Genomic DNA, 25,173 nt, shown 5'->3' with positions numbered 1-25,173 from the left:
CCCACGTCCGTCCCACACGTCGTTCCCCGGCTCATGCCCGGTGAGTGACGGGTTCGACACACAACGTGAGGGTGAATTCGCGGGTTCCGGCCACGCTCTGTCGCAGCGCTTGTCCCACGTTCTGTATCAGCCATTGATACGCGCGGACGGGGCCCGGCGCCGGTCTGAGAGAATTGGGACTGTGATCTCCCGAATCGATCTGCGCGGCGACGCCCTCCCCGAGGGCCCCGCCCTGCGCGACCTGCTGCCCCGAGCCGACTTCGACGTCTCGGCCGCCCTGGAGAAGGTGCGTCCGATCTGCGAGGCCGTGCATCATCGTGGCGACGCGGCACTGATCGACTTCGCCGAGAAGTTCGACGGCGTACGGCTGGAATCCGTCCGTGTCCCGGCTCAGGCGCTCACCGACGCGCTCGAGAACCTCGACCCGGACGTGCGGGCCGCCCTGGAGGAGTCCATCCGCCGGGCCCGCCTGGTCCACCGCGCCCAGCGCCGCACCACCCACACCACCCAGGTCGTGCCCGGCGGCAGCGTGACCGAGAAGTGGGTGCCCGTCGACCGGGTCGGGCTGTACGCGCCCGGCGGCCGCTCGGTGTACCCCTCCTCCGTGATCATGAACGTGGTGCCCGCGCAGGAGGCCGGGGTCGAGTCCGTCGCGCTCGCCTCCCCGGCGCAGGCCGCGTTCGGCGGCCTGCCGCACCCGACGATCCTCGCCGCCTGCGCCCTGCTCGGCGTGGACGAGGTGTACGCGGCCGGCGGCGCCACCGCCGTGGCGATGTTCGCCCACGGCACCGAGTCCTGCCCGCCCGCCAACATGGTCACCGGCCCCGGCAACATCTGGGTCGCCGCCGCCAAGCGCTACTTCACCGGCAAGATCGGCATCGACGCCGAGGCCGGCCCGACCGAGATCGCCGTCCTCGCCGACGAGACCGCCGACCCGGTGCACGTCGCCTCCGACCTGATCAGCCAGGCCGAGCACGACCCGCTGGCCGCCGCCGTCCTCGTCACCGACTCGGCCGCCCTGGCCGACGCGGTCGAGGCCGAGCTGAAGACGCAGGTCGCCGCGACCAAGCACATCGACGACCGGATCGTGCCCGCGCTGAACGGGCAGCAGTCCGCGATCGTCCTCGTGGACGGCGTCGAGGAGGGCCTGCGGGTGGTCGACGCCTACGGCGCCGAGCACCTGGAGATCCAGACCCGCGACGCGGCCGCCGTCGCCGACCGGGTGCGCAACGCGGGCGCGGTCTTCATCGGCCCCTGGGCGCCCGTCTCCCTGGGGGACTACGCGGCCGGGTCCAACCACGTGCTGCCCACCGGCGGCTGCGCCTGCCACTCCTCCGGCCTGTCCGTGCAGTCCTTCCTGCGCGGCATCCACATCGTCGACTACACCGAGGACGCGCTCGCCGAGGTCGCCCACCACGTGGTCACCCTCGCGGAGGCGGAGGACCTGCCCGCGCACGGCGCGGCGATCAAGGCCCGGTTCGGCTGGAAGGTACCCGAGACCAAGTGACCGGCATCGACGATCTCCCCGTACGGGACGAGCTGCGCGGCAAGTCCCCCTACGGCGCGCCCCAGTTGGACGTCCCCGTCCGGCTGAACACCAACGAGAACCCCTACCCCCTGCCCGAGCCGCTGGTCGAGCGGATCGCGGAGCGGGTGCGCGAGGCGGCCCGGAACCTGAACCGCTACCCCGACCGGGACGCGGTCCAGCTCCGTACCGAGCTGGCCAGGTACCTCACCACGACCGGGCACCACCCGCTCGGCGTGGAGAACGTCTGGGCGGCCAACGGCTCCAACGAGGTCATCCAGCAGCTCCTGCAGACCTTCGGCGGCCCCGGCCGCACCGCGATCGGCTTCGAGCCGTCGTACTCGATGCACGCGCTGATCGCGCGCGGCACCGGCACCGGCTGGATCTCCGGGCCGCGCGGCGAGGACTTCACCATCGACCCGGCCGCCGCCGAGCGCGCCATCGCCGAGCACCGGCCCGACGTCGTCTTCATCACCACCCCCAACAACCCCACCGGCAACGCCGTCCCGCCCGAGACCGTCCTCGCGCTGTACGAGGCCGCGCAGGCGGCGAAGCCCTCCATGGTGGTCGTGGACGAGGCGTACATCGAGTTCAGCCACGGCGAGTCCCTGCTGCCCCTGCTGGCGGGCCGGCCCCGCCTGGTGATCTCGCGGACCATGTCCAAGGCGTTCGGCGCCGCCGGACTCCGCCTCGGCTACCTGGCCGCCGACCCCGCCGTGGTGGACGCCGTCCAGCTGGTCCGGCTGCCCTACCACCTCAGCGCCGTCACCCAGGCCACCGCGCTGGCCGCGCTGGAGCACACCGACACGCTGCTCGGCTACGTCGAGCAGCTCAAGGCCGAGCGGGACCGCCTCGTCACCGAACTGCGGGCCATCGGCTACGAGGTGACCGAGTCGGACGCCAACTTCGTGCAGTTCGGCCGCTTCGAGGACACCCACGGCGCCTGGCGCCGCATCCTCGACCAGGGGGTGCTGGTCCGGGACAACGGCGTGCCCGGATGGCTGCGGGTGTCCGCCGGAACCCCCGAAGAGAACGACGCGTTCCTCGACGCGGTACGGGACTTGAAGAAGGAGCTTGACGCATGAGCCGCACAGGACGCGTGCAGCGCACCACCAAGGAGACCTCGGTCCTCGTCGAGATCGACCTCGACGGCACCGGCAAGACCGACATCGCCACCGGCGTCGGCTTCTACGACCACATGCTCGACCAGCTCGGCCGCCACGGTCTGTTCGACCTCACCGTCAAGACCGACGGCGACCTGCACATCGACACCCACCACACCATCGAGGACACCGCCCTCGCGCTCGGCGCCGCCTTCAAGCAGGCGCTCGGCGACAAGGTGGGCATCTACCGCTTCGGCAACTGCACGGTCCCGCTGGACGAGTCGCTCGCCCAGGTCACCGTCGACCTCTCCGGCCGCCCCTACCTCGTGCACACCGAGCCCGAGAAGATGGCGCCGATGATCGGCGAGTACGACACCACGATGACCCGGCACATCCTGGAGTCCTTCGTCGCCCAGGCGCAGATCGCGCTGCACGTGCACGTGCCCTACGGGCGCAACGCGCACCACATCGTGGAGTGCCAGTTCAAGGCCCTCGCCCGCGCCCTGCGCTACGCCAGCGAGCACGACCCGCGCGCGGCCGGCATCCTCCCCTCCACGAAGGGCGCGCTGTAAATCCCATGACCGGTCTGTCCACCATCCTGATCGTCGTCGGCCTCTTCCTGGTCGGCGGCATCATCTCCTTCGTCAAGCAGAAGATGCCCACCAGCCTGATCGTGCTCGTCTCCATCGGCGCGGCCATGTGCCTGGTCGCGGGCGTCATGAGGCTGGGGGTGTGGAGTTGAGCGACGTGAAGAAGGTCGTGGTCTTCGACTACGGCTTCGGCAACGTCCGTTCCGCCGAGCGCGCGCTGGCCCGCGTGGGCGCCGAGGTGGAGATCACCCGCGACTTCGACAAGGCGATGAACGCCGACGGCCTGCTGGTGCCGGGCGTCGGCGCGTTCGCCGCCTGCATGACCGGCCTGCGCGAGGCCCGCGGCGACTGGGTCGTCGACCGGCGCCTGGCCGGCGGACGCCCGGTGCTCGGCATCTGCGTCGGCATGCAGATCCTGTTCGCCCGCGGCATCGAGCACGGCGTGCAGACCGAGGGCCTGGACGAGTGGCCCGGCACGGTCGGCCCGCTCAAGGCCGACGTCGTGCCCCACATGGGCTGGAACACCGTCGACGCCCCGGCCGACTCGAAGCTGTTCGCGGGCCTGGACCCGTCCGACCGCTTCTACTTCGTGCACTCCTACGCGGTGCAGGACTGGGACTTCGACCAGCTCAACGCGGCCATGACCCCGCCCGCGGTGACCTGGTCGACCTACGGCGGGCCGTTCGTCGCCGCCGTCGAGAACGGCGCCCTGTCCGCCACCCAGTTCCACCCCGAGAAGTCCGGCGACGCCGGTGCCCAGCTCCTCACCAACTGGATCGGAACCCTCTAAGACCATGGCCAAGCTCGAACTGCTCCCCGCCGTCGACGTCCGCGACGGCCAGGCCGTCCGCCTCGTGCACGGCGAGTCCGGCTCCGAGACCTCCTACGGCTCCCCGCTGGAGGCGGCCCTCGCCTGGCAGCGCGCGGGCGCCGAGTGGCTGCATCTGGTCGACCTCGACGCCGCGTTCGGCACCGGCGACAACCGGGCGCTGATCTCCGAGGTCGCGAAGGCCATGGACATCAAGGTGGAACTGTCCGGCGGCATCCGCGACGACGACACCCTCGCCGCCGCCCTCGCCACCGGCTGCACCCGCGTCAACCTCGGCACCGCCGCCCTGGAGACTCCCGAGTGGGTCGCCAAGGTCATCGCCGAGCACGGCGACAAGATCGCGGTCGGCCTCGACGTACGCGGCACCACCCTGCGCGGCCGCGGCTGGACCCGCGACGGCGGCGACCTCTACGAGACCCTCGCCCGCCTGGACCGCGAGGGCTGCTCCCGCTACGTCGTCACCGACATCGCCAAGGACGGCACCCTCCAGGGCCCCAACCTGGAGCTGCTGAAGAACGTCTGCGCCGCCACCGACCGTCCGGTCGTCGCCTCCGGCGGCGTCTCCTCGCTGGACGACCTGCGCGCCATCGCCGAGCTGGTGCCGCTCGGCGTCGAGGGCGCCATCGTCGGCAAGGCCCTGTACGCCGAGGCGTTCACCCTCGAAGAGGCCCTCGCGGCGGTGTCCCGGTGAGCGACGTACGCCGGGTGAGCACCGGGGCCCCCTGGGAGGAGCAGTTCGGCTACTCCCGCGCCGTGGAGCTGCCGAACGGGCTGGTCCTGGTCTCCGGCTGCACCTCCGTCGTGGACGGGCAGATCGCCGGGGGCGGCCCGTACGAGCAGGCCGTGAACGCCTTCAACGTCGCGCTGGGCGCGCTGGAGCAGGTGGGCCTCGGCCGCGACGACGTGGTGCGCACCCGTATGTACATCACCCACGCACGCGACGTGGAGGAGGTCGGGCGCGCCCACAAGGAGCTGTTCGACACCGTCCGGCCCGCCGCGTCGATGATCATCGTCTCCGGTTTCGTGGACCCCAGCCTGGTCGTCGAGATCGAGGTGGAGGCGTTCCGAGGAGTGTCCGCATGACCCTGGCCGTACGAGTCATCCCCTGCCTGGACGTGGACAATGGCCGGGTCGTCAAGGGCGTCAACTTCCAGAACCTGCGTGACGCCGGCGACCCGGTGGAGATGGCCAAGGTCTACGACGCCGAGGGCGCCGACGAGCTGACCTTCCTGGACATCACCGCCTCCTCCGGCGACCGGGAGACCACCTACGACGTGGTGCGCCGCACCGCCGAGCAGGTCTTCATCCCGCTCACCGTCGGCGGCGGCGTCCGCACCGCCGAGGACGTCGACAAGCTCCTTCGCGCGGGCGCCGACAAGGTGGGCGTCAACACCGCCGCCATCGCGCGCCCCGAGCTCATCCGGGAGATCGCGGAGCGGTTCGGCAGCCAGGTGCTGGTTCTCTCGGTGGACGCCCGGCGCACCCCGTCCGGCTCCTTCGAGGTCACCACGCACGGCGGCCGCAAGGGCACCGGCATCGACGCGGTCGAATGGGCGCACCGGGCCGCCGAGCTGGGCGCGGGCGAGATCCTGCTCAACTCGATGGACGCCGACGGCACCAAGGACGGCTACGACCTCGACATGCTCGCGGCCGTCCGCGGGCACGTCTCCGTCCCGGTGATCGCCTCGGGCGGCGCGGGCGCGCTCTCCCACTTCGCGCCCGCCGTCGACGCGGGCGCGGACGCGGTGCTCGCGGCCTCCGTCTTCCACTTCGGCGACCTGCGCATCGGCGAGGTCAAGCAGACCCTGCGCGAGGCGGGCCACCCGGTCCGTGTCTGAACCGACCCCCGCCACCGACACCGGGATACGCCCGGCCGCCCCGACAGGCGGCCGGGCGGCTCATCGTGACCCCAACGTCCTGCGCTGGCTGGGCGCCTACACCGCGTCCATGCTCGGCGACAACGTCTACTACATCGCGCTGTCCTGGGCCGCGGTGCGGGCCGGCAGCCCCTCCGAGGCCGGTGCCGTGATGGCGGCCAGCGCGGTGCCCCGCGCCCTGCTGCTGCTCGGCGGCGGGGTCATCGCCGACCGGTTCGGGCCGCGCCGCGTGGTCATCGGCAGCGACGCCGTGCGGTGCGCGGCCGTGCTCGCCGTCGCCGCGCTGCTGTTCCTCACCACCCCCGGACTGTGGCCGCTCGCCGCGCTCGCCCTGGTCTTCGGCACCGTCGACGCCGTCTTCATGCCGGCCGTCGGCGCGCTCCCGGCCCGGATCACCGCGCCCGGCCAGCTCGCCCGGGTCCAGGGCCTGCGCGGCCTCGCCATCCGGATCGCCGGAGTCGTCGGCGCCCCGCTCGGCGGGCTCGGCGTGGCGGTGGGCGGCGCGGCCGCCGCGTTCGGGCTCGCCGGACTGCTCATCGCGCTCTCGCTGCCCCTGCTGATCACGGTGCGGCTGCGGCCGCTGCCCGGCGGCGAGGCCGCCCGGGAGGCGGGCACCGCCTGGGCCGACCTCGCGGACGGACTGCGTCACATCCGCCGCCACCGCGTCCTCGGCCCGCTGATGCTCGCCATCGCCCTCGGCGACTTCGGCTTCGTCGGCCCGCTCAACGTCGGCCTCACCCTGCTCGCCGACCGGCGCGGCTGGGGCTCGGCCGGCATGGGCTGGGTGCTCGCCGGGTTCGGCGTCGGCGCGGGCGCCGTGTCGCTGCTGCTCGCCGTGCGCGGCCGCGTCCCGCGCGCCGGGCTCACCGCCGCCTGCTCGATCCTCGCCGGGGCCGTCGCCATCGCCGCCCTCGCCCAGGTCCCCCGGCTCGCCGGAGCCGTCGCCGTGGCTCTGCTGATCGGGCTGCTCGCCGGACTCAGCGGAGCGATGTGCGGCGCCCTGCTCCAGACCCAGGCCGACCCCGCCTACCTGGGCCGGATCACCGCCGTCGCCAGTCTGGTCAGCCTCGGACTCGCCCCGCTCAGCATGCCCTTCGCGGCCGCCGCGATCGGCGCCTTCGGGCTCGGCCCGGTGTTCGCGGCCTGCGCCGCGGTGTGCGGGCTCGGCGGGGTCGTCATGCTGTGCTTCCCCCACCTCAGGCGGGCCGAACTGCCCGCCTGAACGGTCAGCGCAGCCGCTGGGTGAGCTGGACCAGATTGCCGACCGTGTCGTCGAACACGGCCGCCAGCACCGGCCCCTGCGCCTGCGGGGGATGGGTGAACCGGACACCGGCGGCGCGCAGCCGCTCGTACTCCGCCCGCATGTCGTCCACCTCGAACACGATGGTCGGCAGGCCCGCCTCGTACAGAGCCGTGCGGTACGGCTCCGCGATGGGGCCCTCGCCGGGCTCCAGCAGCAACTGGAGGTCCGGCTGGGCACCCCCGGCCGCCCCGACCGTCACGAACAGCACGCCGTCACCGAGATCCACGTGCAGCCGGGTCTCGAAGCCCAGCACCTCCGTGTAGAAGGCGTGCGCCCTCGCCACGTCGTCCACGTACACCCCGGTCATGGCTACCTTGATCATGACGGCTCCCCGAGGGGTCAAAGGCAGGGGTCGGAGACAGGTGCCGGCGGCCGGGGTCAGAGACCCAATTCCCGGCAGTCGTGCAGGGCGGCGATCGCGTCCGCGTCGCCCTCCAGCGCCACCTTGGCCGCGTCCTGCCGCCCGTAGGCGAACATCAGCAGCTCGGACGGCTCGCCGGTCGCCGTGACCACCGGCGTGCCGCGGTGCGCGACCACCGTGCGGCCGTCCGGGCGGCGCAGCACCAGACCGGTCGGCGCGTGCCGCCCGGACAGCCGGGCCGTGCGCTCCAGCCGGGACCACAGCACGTCCTGGAAGACCGGGTCCAGTTCGCGCGGGCTCCACTCGGGCCCGGCCCGGCGCACGTCCTCGGTGTGGATGTAGAACTCGACCGTGTTCGCCGCCTCGTCCACCTGCTTCAGCCGGAACGGGGAGAACTTCGGCGGGCCGGTGCGGATCAGCCGGATCAGTTCGTCGTAGGGCCGGGCCGCGAACTCGTCCATCACGCGTTCCAGCCGGGAGGCCAGCGGCTTGGCGAGCATCCCGGCCGCCGCGTCCGGGCGCCGTTCGCGCACCACCACGTGCGCGGCCAGATCACGTGCCGTCCAGCCCTCGCACAGAGTGGGTGCGTCCGGGCCGGCGGTTTCCAAGAGGTCGGCGAGCAGGAGCCGTTCACGCTTGGCGAAGGTCGACATGGCCTCAAGCCTACGACCACACCCGGGGACCACGCAGCGGACGCGGACCTGTCCCGGGACGCCGCACGGCACAATGGCACCCATGACCCGTACGACCGGCAGCCCCCGTCCCAGCGGCCTCGACCCCGAGATCGCCGCCCGCCTCAAGCGCGACCCGGACGGACTCGTCCCCGCCGTGGCCCAGCAGTACGACACCGGCGAGGTGCTGATGCTCGGCTGGATGGACGACGAGGCGCTGCACCGCACCCTGACCACCGGCCGCTGCACGTACTGGTCCCGCAGCCGCCAGGAGTACTGGGTCAAGGGCGACACCTCCGGCCACGTCCAGGCCGTGAAGTCGGTCGCGCTGGACTGCGACGCCGACACCCTGCTGGTCAAGGTCGACCAGACCGGCGCCGCCTGCCACACCGGCGACCGGACCTGCTTCGACGCCGACGTGCTGCTGAAGGGCGAGGGCCAGTGAGCGCCATGGACCTGGACACCTTCCGCAAGCTCGCCGCCGACCGGCGTGTCATCCCGGTCACCCGCAAGCTCCTCGCCGACGGCGACACCCCCGTCGCCCTCTACCGCAAGCTCGCCGCCGAGCGCCCCGGCACCTTCCTGCTGGAGTCCGCCGAGAACGGCCGCTCCTGGTCCCGGTACTCCTTCGTCGGCGTCCACTCGACGGGCACCCTCACCACCCACGACGGCGAGGCCCACTGGCTCGGCACCCCGCCGGTCGGCGTCCCCACCGACGGCGACCCGCTCGCCGCGCTGCGCGCCACCCTCCAGGCCCTGCACACCCCCCACCAGGAGGGCCTGCCGCCCTTCACCGGCGGCATGGTCGGCTACCTCGGCTACGACATCGTCCGCCGCCTGGAGAAGATCGGCCCCGGCGAGCGCGACGACCTGAACCTGCCCGAGCTGACCATGCTCCTCACCAGCGACCTCGCGGTGATGGACCACTGGGAGGGCTCGGTCCTGCTGATCGCCAACGCGATCAACCACAACGACCTCGACACCGGCGTGGACGAGGCGTACGCCGACGCCGTCGCCCGGCTCGACGCCATGGAGGCCGACCTGGCCCGCCCGGTCGCCCAGCCCCCGGCCGTCCTGCCGCCCTCCGAACTGCCCGAGTACACCGCGCTGTGGGGCGGCCCCGACTTCCGCGAGGCCGTCGAGGACGTCAAGGAGCGCATCCGCGCGGGCGAGGCGTTCCAGGTCGTCCCCTCCCAGCGCTTCGAGACGCCGTGCACCGCGAGCGCCCTGGACGTGTACCGGGTGCTGCGTGCCACCAACCCCTCGCCCTACATGTACCTGTTCCGGTTCGAGGGGTTCGACGTGGTCGGCTCCTCGCCCGAGGCGCTGGTCAAGGTCGAGGACGGGCGCGCCATGGTGCACCCCATCGCCGGCACCCGGCACCGGGGCGCCACCCCGCAGGAGGACCAGGCCCTCGCCGACGAGCTGATGGCCGACCCCAAGGAGCGCGCCGAGCACCTGATGCTGGTCGACCTCGGCCGCAACGACCTCGGCCGGGTCTGCCGGCCGGGCTCGGTGGAGGTCGTCGACTTCATGTCGATCGAGCGCTACTCGCACGTCATGCACATCGTGTCCACCGTCACCGGTGAGGTCAGCGACGGCCGTACCGCCTTCGACGTGCTCACCGCCTGCTTCCCGGCGGGCACCCTCTCCGGCGCCCCCAAGCCCCGCGCGATGCAGATCATCGACGAACTCGAACCCTCCCGGCGCGGCCTGTACGGCGGCTGCGTCGGCTACCTCGACTTCGCGGGCGACTCCGACACCGCCATCGCCATCCGCACCGCCCTGCTGCGCGACGGCACGGCGTACGTGCAGGCCGGCGCGGGGATCGTCGCGGACTCCGACCCGGTCGCCGAGGACCAGGAGTGCCGCAACAAGGCGGCGGCCGTGCTGCGCGCCGTGCACACCGCCAACCGGCTGGGCACGGTGTGACCCGTTCGCGGCAACCCCGGATGACGCTTCGTGGCGGGTTCAGGCGATAGTGGAGTACGTGACTGCCGTACCGCACCCCCGTTCCGAAGCCGCCGCGCCCGCCCGCTCCGGCCGCCGCAGCCTGGCCGCCGCCCTGCTCTTCGGCGCCCTCGGCGCGGCCGTGGCGCTGCTGGCGACCCGGCAGCAGTGGTCCGAGGGGACCGCGACGGTCGCCGGAGGCGCCTTCCCGCTGACGGCCAAGGGCAGCGACGTCACCGGCGTCCCCGCCGCCCTCGCCGTCGTGGGGCTGGCCGCGCTCGTCGCCGTCTTCGCGGTGCGCCGGGCCGGCCGGTTCGCCGTCGCCGCCCTGCTCACGCTCTCCGGCGCCGGTATCGTCGCCGCCGCCCTCGCCGGGGTCGCGGACGGCTCCGCGCTGGAGGAGAAGGCCGCCGAGGCCACCGGCGACACCTCGGCCACCGTGCAGGCGCTCAGCCACACCGGCTGGCCCTACGCGGCGGCGGCCGGGGGAGTGCTGATCCTGCTCGCCGGACTCCTCGCCCTGCGCTACGGGCCGCGCTGGCCCGCCATGTCCGGACGCTACGAGCGCGGCACCGACCGCCCCCGGCGCACCCCCCGCCCGGCCGATCCGGAGCGCCCCGAGGAGATCTGGAAGGCCCTGGACCGGGGCGAGGACCCCACCGGAGCCTGAACCCGCGCGCGGGTGTGGCCTATCAGACTGCCACCCCCGCGTCGATCGCGCGGGCGCGTACGGGACAATGGACGGCGAACGACCGGCTCGGACAGTGACGGGCGGGCTCGGAACCGTACGGCACGTACGACCTGTACTACGACACGTACACAGCAACGAGGAGCAAGTCATGGCGGGCAGCAGCCACGGTCACACCCCGGCCGCCTGGACCGGTGTCATCATCGCGTTCATCGGTTTCTGCGTCTCGGGCGCCTTCATCGTGATGGCCCAGCCCCTCGGCTTCTGGGCCGGCATGGTGATCGTGGCCCTCGGCGGCGTCGTGGGCTGGGTCATGCGCTCCATGGGCCTCGGCATGCCGAAGGCGAGCGCCGCCCCGGTGCTCCCCGCCACCGCGGCCACCCGTGAGCCGGTCGGCGCCGAAAGCTGAGCCGAACCGCCGACAGGGCGCCCCGGAGCCGTACGGACGGCCCCGGGGCGCCCTTCGCGCGTCCCGCGGGGGCCCACGGCACAATGCCAGGGTGAATGCCGACAGCGGTGCCCTCCCGCCCCTCTCCCCGCCCGTCCCGGCCCAGGAGGCCCCGCTGTGGCGGCGCCTGGCCGGTCCGGCCGGGGCGCTCGCGGGCGTGGCCGGAGCCTTCGCCTACGTCGGCGCCGTCGACCCCAACCAGCCCGGCCACTACCCGGTCTGCCCGCTGTACGCCCTCACCGGGCTGTACTGCCCCGGCTGCGGCGGACTGCGCAGCGCGCACGCCTTCGTCCACGGCGACCTCCTGGGCGCCCTGCACGACAACGCGGCCGGGGTCGCCGCCTACCTCGCCTTCGCCGTGGTGTGGACGGTCTGGGCGGTACGCGCCGCCCGCGGCCGCCCGATGCGGCTCGTCCTGGGCCGCACGCCGCTGTGGGTGGCCGGTGGTGCCCTGCTGCTCTTCACCGTCGTCCGGAACCTGCCCTTCGGTGGCTTGATCCGTCCTTGATCAACAGTGAGTGTCCAGGTAATGGGACCGCCGGCCGCCGGATGCGAGCCCTGGCACGTCCGGCGGATACCATCGCAGTGACCATGGGTTTTCGAACCCGCCCCAGACCAACGGCTGAAAGGGGGCCGCTCGCGTGAGCGTGCTCGACGAGATCATCGACGGAGTCCGGGCCGACCTCGCGGAACGGCAGGCCCGCGTCAGCCTCGACGAGCTCAAGGAGCGCGCGGCCGCGGCCCCGCCCGCGAAGGACGGCGTCGCCGCCCTCAAGGGCGACGGCGTCAAGGTCATCTGCGAGGTCAAGCGCTCCAGCCCGTCCAAGGGCGCGCTGGCCGCCATCGCCGACCCGGCCGCCCTCGCCGCCGACTACGAGGCAGGCGGCGCCGCCGTCATCTCCGTCCTCACCGAGCAGCGCCGCTTCGGCGGCTCGCTGGCCGACCTGGAGGCCGTCCGCGCCCGCGTCGACATCCCGGTGCTGCGCAAGGACTTCATCGTCACCTCCTACCAGCTGTGGGAGGCACGCGCGTACGGCGCCGACCTCGCGCTGCTGATCGTCGCCGCCCTGGAGCAGCCCGCGCTGGAGTCGCTGATCGAGCGTGCCGTCTCCATCGGCCTGACCCCGCTGGTCGAGGTGCACGACGAGGACGAGATCGAGCGCGCCGTGGACGCGGGTGCCAGGATCATCGGCGTCAACGCCCGCAACCTGAAGACCCTGGAGGTCGACCGGGGCACCTTCGAGCGGATCGCCCCGGAGATCCCCGACGAGCTGGTCAAGGTCGCGGAGTCCGGCGTGCGCGGCCCGCACGACCTGATCGCCTACGCCAACGCGGGCGCCGACGCCGTCCTGGTCGGCGAGTCCCTGGTCACCGGCCGCGACCCCAAGACGGCGGTGGCCGACCTGGTGGCCGCGGGCGAGCACCCCGCACTGCGGCACGGCCGCGGCTGATCCCCCGGTAGGCTTGACCCCGTGACCCTCACCCTGACCGCCACCGTGGACCGCCACGCCCGCCTCGCGCGCGGCTGCCGTCCCCGTGGCTGCCGAGCCCCGGCCCGCCGGGTCCACGGCCGCAGGGTGAGGTACCACATCGGGGCGGAGCCCGGGCAAGTGAACGGCAGACGATGGCAGCGGCCGACCTGCAGGGGCGCGGGGAACTGCGCGACCAGCCACGAACGGCCCGCGGTCACGTAACGATCCCCGCCCCCACGGCGAACAGTGTCTTTTCACACGCACTCACCGTGAGGTACCGGCATGCCCAGCAGCAACTACTTCTTCCCTGACCCGGAGGGCCAAGTCCCCACCGTTCAGGGCTACTTCGGCGCCTTCGGCGGCAAGTTCATCCCGGAGGCCCTCGTCGCCGCCGTGGACGAGGTCGCCGTCGAGTACGACAAGGCCAAGGCGGACCCGGAGTTCGCCCGCGAACTGAACGACCTCATGGTCAACTACACGGGCCGGCCGAGTTCGCTCACCGAAGTCCCCCGTTTCGCCGCCGAGGCCGGCGGAGCCCGCGTGTTCCTCAAGCGCGAGGACCTCAACCACACCGGCTCGCACAAGATCAACAACGTGCTCGGCCAGGCCCTGCTCACCAAGCGCATGGGCAAGACCCGCGTCATCGCGGAGACCGGCGCCGGCCAGCACGGCGTCGCCACCGCCACCGCCTGCGCCCTGTTCGGCCTCGACTGCACTATCTACATGGGCGAGATCGACACCGAGCGCCAGGCCCTGAACGTGGCCCGGATGCGCATGCTCGGCGCCGAGGTCGTGGCCGTGAAGTCCGGCAGCCGCACCCTGAAGGACGCCATCAACGAGGCGTTCCGCGACTGGGTCGCCAACGTCGACCGCACCCACTACCTCTTCGGCACGGTCGCCGGACCCCACCCCTTCCCGGCGATGGTCCGCGACTTCCACCGCGTCATCGGCGTCGAGGCCCGCCGCCAGATCCTGGAGCGCGCCGGACGCCTGCCGGACGCCGCCATCGCCTGCGTCGGCGGCGGCTCCAACGCCATCGGCCTCTTCCACGCCTTCATCCCCGACGCGGACGTGCGCCTGATCGGCTGCGAGCCCGCCGGACACGGCATCGACACCGGAGAGCACGCGGCCACCCTGACCGCTGGCGAGCCCGGCATCCTGCACGGCTCCCGCTCCTACGTCCTCCAGGACGACGAGGGCCAGATCACCGAGCCGTACTCGATCTCGGCCGGTCTGGACTACCCGGGCATCGGCCCCGAGCACTCCTACCTCAAGGACTCCGGCCGGGGCGAGTACCGCGCGGTCACCGACGACGCCGCCATGCAGGCGCTGCGCCTGCTGTCGCGCACCGAGGGCATCATCCCGGCCATCGAGAGCGCCCACGCGCTGGCCGGCGCCCTGGAGGTCGGCAAGGAGCTGGGCCCGGACGGGCTGATCGTCGTCAACCTCTCCGGACGCGGCGACAAGGACATGGACACCGCGGCCCGGTACTTCGGGCTCTACGACACCGACGCCGAGGTAGCGGCCGACGAGGCCCACACCGCCGAGATCGAGGGGGACGCCAAGTGAGCGGCAACATCAACCTGCTGTCGGACACCCTCGCCGCCGCGAAGGCCGAGGACCGCGCCGCGCTCATCGCCTACCTCCCGGCCGGGTTCCCGACCGTGGACGGCGGCATCGAGGCGATCAAGGCCGCCTTCGACGGCGGCGCCGACGTCGTCGAGGTCGGCCTCCCGCACAGCGACCCGGTGCTCGACGGCCCGGTCATCCAGACCGCCGACGACATCGCCCTGCGCGGCGGCGTCCGCATCGCCGACGTCATGCGCACGGTCCGCGAGGCCCACGCGGCCACCGGAAAGCCGGTGCTCGTGATGACGTACTGGAACCCCATCGACCGCTACGGCGTCGAGCGGTTCACCGCCGAGCTGGCCGAGGCGGGCGGCGCGGGCTGCATCCTGCCCGACCTGCCGGTGCAGGAGGCCGGGCTGTGGCGCGAGCACGCCGAGAAGCACGGTCTGGCCACCGTCTTCGTGGTCGCCCCCAGCAGCCGGGACGCCCGGCTCGCCGAGATCACCGCGGCGGGCAGCGGCTTCGTCTACGCGGCCTCGCTGATGGGCGTCACCGGCACCCGTGAGTCCGTCGGCGCGCAGGCCGAGGACCTGGTGACGCGCACCCGCGCCACCCGCTCCGATCTGCCCGTCTGCGTCGGCCTCGGCGTCTCCGACGCCGCCCAGGCCGCCGAGGTGGCCGCCTTCGCCGACGGTGTCATCGTCGGCTCCGCCTTCGTGAAGCGGATGCTGGACGCCCCCGACGAGGCCGCCGGGGTCGACGCGGTGCGCGCGCTCGCCGCCGACCTGGCGAAGGGCGTGCGCCGGGGCGCCTGACCCGCGTCGCCGTCGATCACTCGAACGGGTGGACCTCAGGCCGGGGAGGCGCAATGCGCCTCCCCGGTTCGTTCTGGGGGTGTGAGCGAGAAGAACCGTGACGGAAAGCGCAACGCCCGCCAGCGCCTGGCCGCCGAGCGCGAGAAGCAGAAGTCCGCGGACAAGCGCCGGCGCGCGCTGATCGTCGGCGTCAGTGTCGTGGGCGTCCTCGGTCTCGCGGCGGTGATCGGGGTCGTCGCGGCCAACGCGGGCAAGGACAAGGGCGGCAAGAGCGCGGGTCCGGTCGTGGCACCCTCCGGCGCGCAGGGCAAGGACAGCCTCGCCGTCCCGGTCGGCAAGGAGGGCGCCAAGTCCACGCTCACCGTCTGGGAGGACTTCCGCTGCCCCGCCTGCCAGTCCTTCGAGACGCGGTACCGCTCCACGCTGCACGAGCTGACCGACGCGGGCAAGCTCCGGGTCGAGTACCACCTGGTCCGCCTGATCGACGGGAACATGGGCGGCACCGGCTCGCTGCACTCGGCCAACGCGGCCGCCTGCGCCCAGGACGCCGGGAAGTTCCGCGAGTACCACGACGTGCTGTTCGCCAACCAGCCCCCGGAGACCGACGACGCCTTCGCCGACAACGGCAAGCTGATCGACCTCGCGGGCAAGGTCGAGGGTCTCGACACACCCGCCTTCCGCTCCTGTGTGAAGGACGGCACCCACAACAGCTGGGTGGACCGCTCGCAGCAGGCGTTCGCCTCCGGCGGCTTCGGCGGCACGCCGACCGTGCTGTTCGGCGGCAAGAACATCTACCAGGACCAGTCCATGACGCCCGAGAAGCTCAAGGAGATGGTGGAGAGCGCCGACCGCGGATGAGGGGCTTTTCTCACCCTCCCGTTATGGACCCGTAGCCCGGCCGCCCGGCGACCGCGCGGCCCGGCACGGTAGCGTCGACCTTGCCATGGAATTTGCCTACATCCCCAGTCCGTCGCGCGGAGTGCTGTACCTCGGCCCTGTTCCGCTGCGCGGCTACGCCTTCTGCATCATCATCGGTGTCTTCGTCGCCGTCTGGCTCGGCAACAAGCGCTGGATCGCGCGGGGCGGCCGTCCCGGCACGGTCGCCGACATCGCCGTGTGGGCCGTGCCCTTCGGCCTGGTCGGCGGCCGGCTCTACCACGTGATCACGGACTACGAGCTGTACTTCAGCCCGGGCCGCGACTGGGTGGACGCCTTCAAGGTGTGGGAGGGCGGCCTGGGCATCTGGGGCGCCATCGCGCTCGGCGCGCTGGGTGCCTGGATCGGCGCCCGGCGCATGGGTGTGGCCCTGCCCGCCTACGCCGACGCCGTCGCCCCCGGCATCGCCCTCGCGCAGGCCATCGGCCGCTGGGGCAACTGGTTCAACCAGGAGCTGTACGGCCACGAGACCCACCTGCCCTGGGCCCTGCACATCACCTCCTCCGAGGGCGGCCGGGTGCCGGGCTACTACCACCCGACCTTCCTCTACGAGTCCCTGTGGTGCGTGGGTGTCGCCCTCCTGGTGATCTGGGCCGACCGCCGCTTCAAGCTGGGCCACGGCCGTGCCTTCGCGCTGTACGTCGCCGCCTACTGCGCGGGCCGCGCCTGGATCGAGTACATGCGGGTGGACGACGCCCACCACATCCTGGGCGTCCGGCTGAACGTCTGGACCGCCGTGGTGGTGTTCCTGCTCGCGGTGGCCTACCTGGTGCTCTCCGCCAAGCGCCGGCCGGGCCGCGAAGCGGTGGTCGAGCAGGGTGTCTCCGACGGTTCGGCGGAGGCGGAGGGCGAGGCCGGCGCCGAGGCCGAGGCGGACGCCGGTGACCCGGCCGCGGAGAAGGCCGACGTGACCAAGGCCGAGAAGGCCGAGAAGGCCGAGAACGCCGAGAAGACCGAGAAGCCGGTCAAGGCCGCGGAGCCCGCCGACGCCGCGAAGCCCGTCGAGGCCGAGAAGGCCGATGAGCCCGCCGACGTCGAGGCCGAGGCGGACGCCGAGGTCAAGGACACGGCCGAGTCCGCCAAGAAGGGCTGAGCCGGTCCCGTACACATGCCGAGAGGGCGCCCGGAGACTTCCCGGGCGCCCTCTTCCGCATGTTCAGCCCCCGCGTGCCATCGACAGGGTCCGCTGGGCCTGGGCCACCGCCGCCGCGTCGATGAAGCGGCCGTCCGGGAGGGCCAGGGCGCCCTGTTCGGCGGCGGCCGCCTTCAGGACGGTCTCGGCCTCCGCCAGTTCCTCCGGGGTCGGCAGATAGGCCCGCGCGATCACCGGGAGCTGGCGGGGGTGGATCGCCGCGCGGCCCACGAAGCCCAGGGCGCGGCCTCGGGCGCAGGACGCGGCGAGCCCCTCCAGGTCCCGGACGTCGGGGTGGACCGACTGGGGCGGCGGGGCCAGTCCGGCGGCGCGGGCGGCCACCACCACCCGCGAGCGGCACCAGTCGAGGCCCGCGTCGGCCCGTACGCCGAGGTCGGAGCGGAGGTCCGCCTCGCCGAGCGACAGCCCGCGCAGGGCGGGGTGCGCGCGGGCGATGGCGTAGGCGTGCTCGATGGCCAGGGCGGACTCCAGCAGCGCGTACAGCGGGAGCGCGGTCGCCTCCGCGGTGCGGCGGACCTGCTCCGGCCCGGTCACCTTGGGCAGCCGCAGCCCGGAGACGCCCGGCAGGGCGGCCAGCGCGGCGAGGTCGGCCGCCGCCCAGGGGCCCCCGGGGCCGTTGAGACGGACGTGGACCGGGACCGGCTGGGCGTCGGCGAGCCGCTCGGCGGTGGCCGCGCGGGCGTACTCCTTGCGGTCCGGGGCGACCGCGTCCTCCAGGTCGATCACCACCACGTCGGCGCCCGCCACCAGCGCCTTGTCCACCACAAGGGGCCGGTCGCCCGGGACGTACAGCCAGGTCAGCGGGGTCACAGCGCGCCCTCCTCGCGCAGCGCGCCGATCTCGGCCGGGCCGAGGCCCAGCTCGGCGAGAACCGCGTCGGTGTCGGCTCCGTGCCCGCGTCCGGCCCAGCGGATCGCGCCGGGGGTCGCGGAGAGCCGGAACAGCACGTTCTGCATGCGCAGCGAGCCCAGGTCGGGGTCGGCCACGGTCGTGACGGTGTCCAGCGCCTGGTACTGCGGGTCCTCGAACACGTCCCGTACGTCCTGCACGGGGGCGATGGCCGCCTCCGCCTTGTCGAAGGCGGCCAGCACCTCGTCGCGGGTACGGGCCGCGATCCACGCGCCGACCGCCTCGTCCAGCACGTCGGCGTGCGCGGCCCGCTGCGCGCCGGTGGCGAACCACGGCTCCTCGGCCAGCTCCGGGCGGCCCACCAGCCGCATCACCCGCTCCGCGACCGACTGCGCCGAGGTGGAGACCGCGACCCAGGCGCCGTCCAGGGTGCGGTAGGTGTTGCGCGGGGCGTTGTTCGCGGACCGGTTGCCGGTGCGTTCCTGGACGTAGCCGAGCTGGTCGTACCAGGTCGGCTGGGGGCCCAGCACGGCGAGCATCGGCTCGATGATCGCCATGTCCACCACCTGCCCGGCGCCGGTGCGCTGCCGGGCGGCCAGCGCGGTGAGCACGGCGTAGGCGGTGGCCAGGGCGGTGATGGAGTCGGCGAGCCCGAAGGGCGGCAGGGTCGGGGGCGCCTCCGGCTCGCCGGTGAGCGCGGCGAAGCCGCTCATCGCCTCGGCCAGCGTGCCGAAGCCGGGCCGGTGCGCGTACGGGCCGAACTGCCCGAAGGCGGTGACCCGCGCCAGGACCAGCCGGGGGTTGGCCGCCGACAGCTCCGGCCAGCCCAGGTCCCACTTCTCCAGGGTCCCGGGCCGGAAGTTCTCGATCACCACGTCGGCCGTGGCGGCGAGCCTGAGCAGGGTGTCCCGGCCGCCGGGGCGGGACAGGTCGCAGGTGATGGTCCGCTTGTTGCGGCCGAGCACCTTCCACCACAGGCCCACGCCGTCCTTGGCCGGGCCGTGCCCGCGGGACGGGTCGGGCCGCAGCGGATGCTCCACCTTGATCACCTCGGCGCCGAAGTCACCGAGCATGGTGGCGGCCAGCGGACCGGCGAACAGGGTGGCCAGGTCCAGCACCCGCAGGCCGTCCAGCGGCGGGCGGGTGGCGTCGTCGGGGCGGTCGGCGCTCATGCGGTGTACTGCGCCTCGATCTCGGGGCGGTACGGCATCGACGCCGACGCACCCTCCCGCTGCACCGACAGCGCGGCAGCGGCCGCCGCCCAGGACAGCGCCTCCCGCAGCGGCTTCTCCTCGGCGACGGCCACCGCGTACGCCCCGGCGAAGGTGTCGCCCGCGCCGGTGGAGTCCACCGCCGCCACCTGATGCGCGGGCACCGCGAGCGGCTCGGTGTCCCGGGAGACGTACAGGACCCCGGCCTCGCCCAGGGTGAGCACCACCTCCGGCACCAGTTCGAGCAGGCCCACGGCCGCGTCGAGGGGGTCGGTGCGGCCGGTGAGGGTGACCGCCTCGTACTCGTTGGGGACCAGGACGTCGGTCACGCTCAGCAGTTCCTCCGGCAGCGGCTGGGCGGGGGAGGGGGTGAGCACCGTCCGCACCCCGTGCCGCCTGGCCGCCTCCGCGCCCGCGACGACGGCCGCGAGCGGCACCTCCAGTTGCAGCAGCAGCGCGTCGCCCGAGGCGATCAGGCCCTCGTCGCCGGGCGAGAGGTGGTCGACGGTGCCGTTGGCGCCGGGGACGACGACGATGGAGTTGCCGCCCTCGTCGTCCACCACGATGTGCGCGGTGCCCGACGCGCCCTCGACCGTGCGCAGGAAGTCCGTGTCGACACCGGAGTGCTGGAGGGTGTCGCGCAGCCGGTCGCCGTACGCGTCGGTACCGACCGCGCCGATCAGCGACACCGTGGCGCCCGCGCGGGCCGCCGCCATCGCCTGGTTGGCACCCTTGCCGCCGGGGATGGTGCGGAACTCCCGTCCGGTGACGGTCTCGCCGCGCCGCGGTGCCCGGGCGACATAGGTGACGAGGTCCATGTTCGTGCTGCCGAGCACGACGATGTGGGTCATGGGCGGGTCGCCTCCAGGTGGGTGAGTCGGGCGAGGGTGTCGAAGCCGGTGCCGTCGAAGCCGGCGACCGAGGTGGCGAGCCGGTTCTTCAGCGGCGCCCGCCAGCGCTCGGGCAGCGCGTCCGGGGTCCCCGCGAGGAGCCCCGCGACACAGCCGGCCGTCGCGCCGTTGGAATCGGTGTCCCAGCCGCCCGACACCGCCCGGCAGACCGAGCCGGTGAAGTCGCCGTCCGCGTGGGTGAGCGCGGCGGCGGTCAGGGCGGTGTTGGGCAGGGCGTGCACCCAGTGGTGGGTGGGGCCGTACGACATGTGGAGTGCATCCACCACGTCGTCGAAGTCCGTGTGCTCCCGCGCCAGCCGAACGGCGTCGGTCACGGCGAGGGCCAGCCGGGAGGCGGGCGGGACGACCGTGAGGCCGGTGCGCAGACAGGCGTGCACGTCCTGGGTCCCGGTGGCCGCGGCGGCGATGACGGCGGCCGCGAACATCGCCGCGTGGACGCCGGTGGAGGTGTGGCTGAGGACCGCGTCCCGGTGCGCCTGCGCGGCGGCCGCACCGGGGTCGCCCGCGTTGGTCCAGCCGTGCACATCGGCCCGGATCAGGGCCCCGATCCACTCCCGGAACGGGTTGCGGAACCGGGCGGTGTGCGGGGGCTCCACCCCGGCGAGGAGGTTGCGCAGCGCGACGCGTTCGGCGGTGAAGGCGCGGCCGGGCGGGAGTTCGTCCAGCCAGAGCCGGGCCACGTCGTCGGTGGTGAAGCCGCGGCCGTGCCGGCGGAGCAGGAGCAGGCCCAGCAGCGGGTAGTTGAGGTCGTCGTCCTCCGGCATGCCGTCGATGTTCTCGGCCAGCGAGGTCGGGGCGGAGCGGCGGTTCCACGGGTGCCGGGCGAGCAGGTCCTCCGGCACGCCCTTGGCGGTGAACCACGTGGTCAGCGGCCAGTTGCCGGTGACGCGGGCCAGGGCGCGGATGCCGTCCAGGGGGAGCTTCTCCACCGGCTTGCCGAGCAGGCAGCCGATGGCGCGGCCCAGCCAGGCCGCCTCCAGCGCGTCCGGGCCGGGCGCGGTGCGCACGGCGGGGGAGGCGGGCCAGTCGGGGCACAGGGCCGTGATCCGGTCCAGCGCGGTCGGCTCCAGACCGGCCAGTTCACTGGGCAGGTCGGCCAGTTCGTCCAGCAGGTCCTCGGCCAGCAGCCGCAGATAGCGGGAGGGGGGCTCCGCCGAGGCTCCGGCCCGTTCCGGGGCGTCCGCGCCGCCCGCCGCGCGCCAGCGCGCCTCGATCCGGGCGGCGTTGCGGCCGTCCAGCCGGGCCTGGCGCAGCTCATGGCCGACCAGGTCCTCCGGCTGCACCCACGTCAGTCGGAGCATGCCGGGCCTCCCAGCGCGGCGAACGCCCGCTCGTGCGCCCGGCGCCGCCCGGTGTCCCGGACGAAGACCTCGCGGGCCACCTTGGCCAGTTCGCGGGCCGGGGCCCACAGGTCCAGCCGGCTCGCCTCCGCCACCGTCTTCGCCCACTCCTCGGGCACCGGGGAGCCGAGCGCGCCCGCGAGAGCACCGGCCATCGTGGCGGTCGAGTCGCAGTCCCGGCCGTAGTTGACGGCGCCCAGCACCGCCTGCCGCGCGTCGCCGCCCGCCACCACCAGCATGCCGAGCGCCACCGGGAGTTCCTCGATGGAGTGCAGCCGGGAGGGGCGCCGGGCGCCGAGGGAGGGGGCGCGGTAGTCGGGGCCGACCGTGTCGTACGGGGCGACCGCCTGCCGCAGCGGGGTCAGCGCCGACTCGAAGTCGCCGTGCCGGGCGGCCACTTCGCAGACCTTCTCGATGGCCTCCCGGGTGCCGTCCTTCGCCAGCGCCAGGCAGGCCGCCACCACCGACTCCGGGCTCGCGCCGGGAGCGCACGCCGCGGCCACGGCCGCCGCGAACACCCCGGCCGCCTCCCTGCCGTACGAGGACTGGTGGGCGCCGGAGACGTCCAGCGCCTCGGCGTACGCGGCCGCCGGGTTGGCGGCGTTGACCAGGCCGACCGGGGCCATGTACATCGCCGCCCCGCAGTTGACGATGTTTCCGGTGCCCGCCTCGCGCGGGTCCACGTGCCCGTACGCGAGCCGGGCCACCAGCCACTTCTCGGCGAGGAAGATCCGCTGCAGCGGCAGCGCCTCCGCCTCCAGCTCGGGAATCCAGCGCGGCTCGGTCATCAGGTCCGGTACCAGGTGCTCCGCGACGGCGTATGCGTCGAGGTGGTCCCGGACCCGGGCGTAGACCCGGATCAGGGCGTGCGTCATCAAGGTGTCGTCGGTGACGTGCCCGTCGCCCTTGTGGTACGGCGCGATCGGCCGGGCGGTGCGCCAGTCGTCGCCGTTCCAGGGGCCGACGACGCCGTGCACCCGCCCGCCGTGGCGCTCGACGATCTGGTCGGGGCTGTAGCCCTCGACCGGTCCGCCGAGGGCGTCCCCCACGGCGGCGCCGAGCAGGGCGCCGGTGATCCGCTCGTCCAGGCAGGCCGTACCCGGACCGGCGATTTCATCATTTCTGGGCGTCATGCCCGCATCATCCCCCTGGCCGGGTCCGTTGGGCGGCTTCCAGCAGCCCGGCGAGTTCCACCAGGTCCGTGTCGGTCAGCCGGGGCAGCGCGCAGCCGGAGAGGGTCCGGCAGGCGCGCCGCCACGACTCCGGCACGCACTCCCCGCCGCCCAGCGCACCGCACAGCGCCCCGGCGAGCGCGGGCGCGGAGTCCGCGACACGGGACAGGCACGCGGCGGCCGGCACCGCCTCGGCGAGGCGCCCCGCGGACGCGAGGGTCAGCGCGAGCGCCACCGGGACGGTCTCGGCGGCGGCGATGCCGTAGCTGTAGACGTGGTCCACGATTCCGTGCTCCAGCAGCGGCACCAGGGCGAACGCGGTGTCGGTGCCGGACACCAGGGCGAGCGCGTGCCGGGCGTTGCGGCCGACCTCGGTGCCCTCGGGCAGCTCGTCCAGCGCGGCCGCCACGCACGCGTCCGCGTCCGCGCCGGTCAGGGCGGTGGCCACCGCCGCCGCCATCGCCCGCGCCCCGTGCACGCCGTCGCCGTCCTGGGTGTAGCGGGCGTCGAACTCGGCGAGGCCGGCCGCGCGGGCGGGGTCGCCCGGGTGGGCGACGGCCAGCACGCAGGCGCGTACGCAGGCCGCGTCGTCGAAGTAGTGCGGGTTGTCGTGGCCGGTGGCGGGCGGGCGCAGCCCGGCGGCGAGGTTGCCGAGTCCCGCGCGCACCGAGATCCGGGCGCGCAGGGGCAGTACGGCCGACTCGACCTCCGGCGCCCGCTCGGCCGCCGCCGCCACCTCGGAGGCGACGGCGCTCCAGGTCAGGTCGATGGCGGCGCGCATCCGGCGGTCCCGGCTGAGGTCGCCGAGCACGTCGTCCCCGGCCCGCAGCACCGCCTCCGCCGCGAACGCCGCCCACTCCGCGTCGTCGGACGGCCCGAGCCGCAGCGGCTCCGGCGGCTGGTTCAGCGCGATGGGCACGGGCAGCGTGGTGGTGGCGTTCTGCTCGGCGAAGGTGTCCAGCTCCCGGGTGAGCCGCCGCGTCCACTCGGGCATCCGGGCCGCCCGGTGCCGGGCGGCGGGCCAGCCGGCCGCGTCCCCGGCGGCGAGCCCGAGGAGCAGTCCCTCGATCCGCCGGGTCACGACGGCACCTCCGTCCCGCCCAGGGCGGACGGCGGCTCCCCGCCCGGTCTCGCCCTCGCGGGCACCGGCGGCAGCTCCACCGCTGTGGTGACGGGCTCACCCGCGGGGCGGAGCGGGGTCACCGACCCCGCCAGCCGCAGCGGCGCGGTGCCGGTCAGGGGCAGCGGCGGGGCGGCGGCGGTCACCGCGGGGGGTTCCTCCGGGCGCAGCGCCGGGCGTACTCCCTCCGGGAGCAGCTCCGGCAGGAACACGCCCTCGCCCCATCTGCCGCCCTCCTCCGGGGTCAGGAGTTCGGCCACGTCGAGGATGTGGTGGCCGGACATGGCGGGCAGGCAGCGGCCGCGGGCCGGGCCGATGGCGGCGGCCCAGTCCGCGGGGATGGTGTCGATGCCGCCGCCGGCGCCGGCCAGGGCGCCCGCCACCGCCGCCGTGGTGTCGGCGTCGCGGCCCATGTTGACGGCCGTCAGGACCGCTTCGCGGAAGTCGCCGTCGGCCGCCGCGTAGGCGCCGAAGGCGAGGGCGACCGCCTCGGGGGCGAGATCGGTCCAGGGGTAGCCGCCGATGACCACGGCGGAGCGGACCGCGCGTTCGCCCCGGTGGGCGACGGCGACCGCGCGGCGCAGGGACCGGGCGGTCCAGGAGTCGTCGGGCACGGCGGCCAGGGCGGCCGCGACCACCACGGCCGGCTCCGCGCCCGCCATCGCGGCGGCCACCCCGGCGGCGACCGCCTGGCCGCCGAGGATGCCCTCGCCCTCGTGGCTCACGCAGCCGTCGATCGCCACCAGCCGGGCCGCCTCCGCGGGCCGCCCCGCCGCGAACACCCCGAACGGCGCCGCCCGCATCGCCAGCCCGTCGCTCCAGGCGTGCCGGTGCTGGGCGGAGATCGGCGCGGCCAGCCCCCGGCGCAGGTTCTCCAGCGTGCCCCGTTCGCTGAACCCGGCCCCCCGGAAGGGCCCCTCCGCCCGGTCGGCGATCCACTGGTGCCAGGCCGCCTCGACGTGCGCCGGGGTCAGCGCGGAGCCGTGCCGGGCCAGCAGCAGCCCGGAGAAGATCGCGTACTCGGTGTCGTCCGTGCCGCACGGCCGCTCGGTGACGTACCCGGTGATGCGGCCCCAGCGGGCCCGGATCTCGGAGGGCTTCAGGTTCTCGGCGGGGGCGCCCAGCGCGTCGCCCACGGCCAGGCCGAGCAGCGCGCCGCGCGCCCGCTCACGGAGTCCGGGCCCCGAGGGGGCGGGGAGCGGTGAAGCGGGTGCGATCGAACCCATGGGCGGGACCCTCCTTCGCCAGGACCGCACGGCCCTTTGCGGATGTGTCCCACC

General features: G+C 74.1%; 28 protein-coding genes. 19 read left to right on the top strand and 9 right to left on the bottom strand.

The window, feature by feature from the left end; translation table 11 throughout:
- Positions 1-181 precede the first annotated feature (181 nt).
- The 9 genes from hisD to ABZ898_RS09655 are packed head-to-tail and all read left to right on the top strand — an operon-like array spanning position 182 to position 7,146.
- Positions 182-1,507, top strand: coding sequence for a histidinol dehydrogenase (hisD, locus tag ABZ898_RS09695; RefSeq protein ID WP_361654950.1), 1,326 nt, complete (start codon positions 182-184; stop codon positions 1,505-1,507).
- A complete protein-coding gene (locus ABZ898_RS09690) occupies positions 1,504-2,610 on the top strand; it encodes a histidinol-phosphate transaminase (protein ID WP_361654947.1) in 1,107 nt (368 codons plus the stop codon). Before hisD ends, ABZ898_RS09690 begins: the two co-directional genes overlap by 4 nt.
- Positions 2,607-3,200: an imidazoleglycerol-phosphate dehydratase HisB gene (gene hisB, locus ABZ898_RS09685; RefSeq protein ID WP_361654944.1), complete on the top strand. Its 594-nt coding sequence runs from the start codon at positions 2,607-2,609 to the stop codon at positions 3,198-3,200. Before ABZ898_RS09690 ends, hisB begins: the two co-directional genes overlap by 4 nt.
- Positions 3,201-3,205: 5 nt before the next feature.
- Positions 3,206-3,370 (top strand): hypothetical protein, encoded by a 165-nt coding sequence (locus ABZ898_RS09680; protein ID WP_030810044.1) that lies wholly within the window; start codon positions 3,206-3,208, stop codon positions 3,368-3,370.
- On the top strand, positions 3,361-4,008 hold the full coding sequence (hisH, locus tag ABZ898_RS09675) for an imidazole glycerol phosphate synthase subunit HisH (RefSeq protein WP_361654941.1): 648 nt from the start codon (positions 3,361-3,363) through the stop codon (positions 4,006-4,008). Before ABZ898_RS09680 ends, hisH begins: the two co-directional genes overlap by 10 nt.
- A 4-nt stretch (positions 4,009-4,012) precedes the next feature.
- Entirely contained in the window at positions 4,013-4,738 is a 726-nt protein-coding gene (gene priA / locus ABZ898_RS09670) for a bifunctional 1-(5-phosphoribosyl)-5-((5-phosphoribosylamino)methylideneamino)imidazole-4-carboxamide isomerase/phosphoribosylanthranilate isomerase PriA (RefSeq protein WP_361654938.1), read from the top strand.
- Positions 4,735-5,130, top strand: coding sequence for a RidA family protein (locus ABZ898_RS09665; RefSeq protein WP_361654935.1), 396 nt, complete (start codon positions 4,735-4,737; stop codon positions 5,128-5,130). The genes priA and ABZ898_RS09665 overlap by 4 nt, the downstream gene beginning before the upstream one ends.
- Entirely contained in the window at positions 5,127-5,885 is a 759-nt protein-coding gene (gene hisF, locus ABZ898_RS09660; protein ID WP_361654932.1) for an imidazole glycerol phosphate synthase subunit HisF, read from the top strand. The genes ABZ898_RS09665 and hisF overlap by 4 nt, the downstream gene beginning before the upstream one ends.
- A gap of 25 nt (positions 5,886-5,910) precedes the next feature.
- Entirely contained in the window at positions 5,911-7,146 is a 1,236-nt protein-coding gene (locus ABZ898_RS09655; protein WP_361655537.1) for an MFS transporter, read from the top strand.
- Positions 7,147-7,150: 4 nt separating this feature from the next.
- Here ABZ898_RS09655 and ABZ898_RS09650 read toward each other — a convergent pair whose 3' ends face one another.
- Together ABZ898_RS09650 and ABZ898_RS09645 are read right to left on the bottom strand one after the other, a co-directional pair.
- Positions 7,151-7,549, bottom strand: coding sequence for a VOC family protein (locus ABZ898_RS09650; RefSeq protein ID WP_361654930.1), 399 nt, complete (start codon positions 7,547-7,549; stop codon positions 7,151-7,153).
- 56 nt (positions 7,550-7,605) lie between these two features.
- Positions 7,606-8,241 (bottom strand): TIGR03085 family metal-binding protein, encoded by a 636-nt coding sequence (locus ABZ898_RS09645; protein ID WP_361654927.1) that lies wholly within the window; start codon positions 8,239-8,241, stop codon positions 7,606-7,608.
- Between the two features lie 82 nt (positions 8,242-8,323).
- On the opposite strand from ABZ898_RS09645, the gene hisI reads away from it, so the two are divergent.
- The 10 genes from hisI (at position 8,324) to lgt (ending at position 17,230) form a co-directional block, all read left to right on the top strand.
- The gene (gene hisI, locus ABZ898_RS09640; RefSeq protein ID WP_361654924.1) at positions 8,324-8,704 is read left to right on the top strand and encodes a phosphoribosyl-AMP cyclohydrolase; all 381 of its coding nucleotides are present in this window, start codon (positions 8,324-8,326) and stop codon (positions 8,702-8,704) included.
- 5 nt (positions 8,705-8,709) lie between these two features.
- Complete coding sequence (locus ABZ898_RS09635) at positions 8,710-10,191, top strand: anthranilate synthase component I (protein WP_361655534.1); 1,482 nt, start codon at positions 8,710-8,712, stop codon at positions 10,189-10,191.
- Positions 10,192-10,240: 49 nt separating this feature from the next.
- Positions 10,241-10,879 carry a TIGR02234 family membrane protein gene (locus ABZ898_RS09630; protein WP_361654922.1) on the top strand — a complete coding sequence of 213 codons (639 nt, stop codon included), beginning with the start codon at positions 10,241-10,243 and terminating at the stop codon, positions 10,877-10,879.
- Between the two features lie 169 nt (positions 10,880-11,048).
- Positions 11,049-11,306 carry an HGxxPAAW family protein gene (locus tag ABZ898_RS09625; RefSeq protein WP_361654919.1) on the top strand — a complete coding sequence of 86 codons (258 nt, stop codon included), beginning with the start codon at positions 11,049-11,051 and terminating at the stop codon, positions 11,304-11,306.
- A gap of 154 nt (positions 11,307-11,460) precedes the next feature.
- Entirely contained in the window at positions 11,461-11,853 is a 393-nt protein-coding gene (locus ABZ898_RS09620) for a DUF2752 domain-containing protein (protein ID WP_361655531.1), read from the top strand.
- Between the two features lie 133 nt (positions 11,854-11,986).
- Positions 11,987-12,796: an indole-3-glycerol phosphate synthase TrpC gene (gene trpC / locus ABZ898_RS09615; protein WP_361654916.1), complete on the top strand. Its 810-nt coding sequence runs from the start codon at positions 11,987-11,989 to the stop codon at positions 12,794-12,796.
- A 303-nt stretch (positions 12,797-13,099) separates the two neighbouring features.
- On the top strand, positions 13,100-14,386 hold the full coding sequence (gene trpB / locus ABZ898_RS09610) for a tryptophan synthase subunit beta (RefSeq protein ID WP_361654913.1): 1,287 nt from the start codon (positions 13,100-13,102) through the stop codon (positions 14,384-14,386).
- Entirely contained in the window at positions 14,383-15,201 is an 819-nt protein-coding gene (trpA, locus tag ABZ898_RS09605; RefSeq protein WP_361654910.1) for a tryptophan synthase subunit alpha, read from the top strand. The genes trpB and trpA overlap by 4 nt, the downstream gene beginning before the upstream one ends.
- Positions 15,202-15,282: 81 nt before the next feature.
- Positions 15,283-16,059 (top strand): thioredoxin domain-containing protein, encoded by a 777-nt coding sequence (locus ABZ898_RS09600; RefSeq protein ID WP_361654908.1) that lies wholly within the window; start codon positions 15,283-15,285, stop codon positions 16,057-16,059.
- A gap of 85 nt (positions 16,060-16,144) precedes the next feature.
- A complete protein-coding gene (gene lgt / locus ABZ898_RS09595) occupies positions 16,145-17,230 on the top strand; it encodes a prolipoprotein diacylglyceryl transferase (protein WP_361654905.1) in 1,086 nt (361 codons plus the stop codon).
- A 63-nt stretch (positions 17,231-17,293) separates the two neighbouring features.
- Here the strand turns inward: lgt and ABZ898_RS09590 are convergent, their stop codons facing one another.
- The 7 genes from ABZ898_RS09590 to ABZ898_RS09560 are packed head-to-tail and all read right to left on the bottom strand — an operon-like array spanning position 17,294 to position 25,119.
- Complete coding sequence (locus ABZ898_RS09590; protein WP_361654903.1) at positions 17,294-18,100, bottom strand: CoA ester lyase; 807 nt, start codon at positions 18,098-18,100, stop codon at positions 17,294-17,296.
- Positions 18,097-19,311, bottom strand: a complete 1,215-nt coding sequence (locus ABZ898_RS09585; RefSeq protein WP_361654900.1) for a CoA transferase — start codon at positions 19,309-19,311, stop codon at positions 18,097-18,099. Before ABZ898_RS09585 ends, ABZ898_RS09590 begins: the two co-directional genes overlap by 4 nt.
- Positions 19,308-20,201 (bottom strand): ribokinase, encoded by an 894-nt coding sequence (gene rbsK, locus ABZ898_RS09580; RefSeq protein ID WP_361654897.1) that lies wholly within the window; start codon positions 20,199-20,201, stop codon positions 19,308-19,310. The genes ABZ898_RS09585 and rbsK overlap by 4 nt, the downstream gene beginning before the upstream one ends.
- Positions 20,198-21,562: an ADP-ribosylglycohydrolase family protein gene (locus tag ABZ898_RS09575; RefSeq protein WP_361654894.1), complete on the bottom strand. Its 1,365-nt coding sequence runs from the start codon at positions 21,560-21,562 to the stop codon at positions 20,198-20,200. The genes rbsK and ABZ898_RS09575 overlap by 4 nt, the downstream gene beginning before the upstream one ends.
- Positions 21,550-22,734 (bottom strand): ADP-ribosylglycohydrolase family protein, encoded by a 1,185-nt coding sequence (locus tag ABZ898_RS09570; RefSeq protein ID WP_361654891.1) that lies wholly within the window; start codon positions 22,732-22,734, stop codon positions 21,550-21,552. Before ABZ898_RS09570 ends, ABZ898_RS09575 begins: the two co-directional genes overlap by 13 nt.
- 7 nt (positions 22,735-22,741) lie before the next feature.
- Complete coding sequence (locus ABZ898_RS09565) at positions 22,742-23,854, bottom strand: ADP-ribosylglycohydrolase family protein (protein ID WP_361654888.1); 1,113 nt, start codon at positions 23,852-23,854, stop codon at positions 22,742-22,744.
- Positions 23,851-25,119 (bottom strand): ADP-ribosylglycohydrolase family protein, encoded by a 1,269-nt coding sequence (locus ABZ898_RS09560; RefSeq protein WP_361654885.1) that lies wholly within the window; start codon positions 25,117-25,119, stop codon positions 23,851-23,853. The genes ABZ898_RS09565 and ABZ898_RS09560 overlap by 4 nt, the downstream gene beginning before the upstream one ends.
- Between the last annotated feature and the right edge of the window lie 54 nt (positions 25,120-25,173).

The sequence above is a fragment of the Streptomyces sp. NPDC046860 genome, assembly GCF_040645115.1.
Taxonomy (GTDB): Bacteria; Actinomycetota; Actinomycetes; order Streptomycetales; family Streptomycetaceae; genus Streptomyces.
This window is presented reverse-complemented; position numbering and strand designations above follow the sequence as displayed.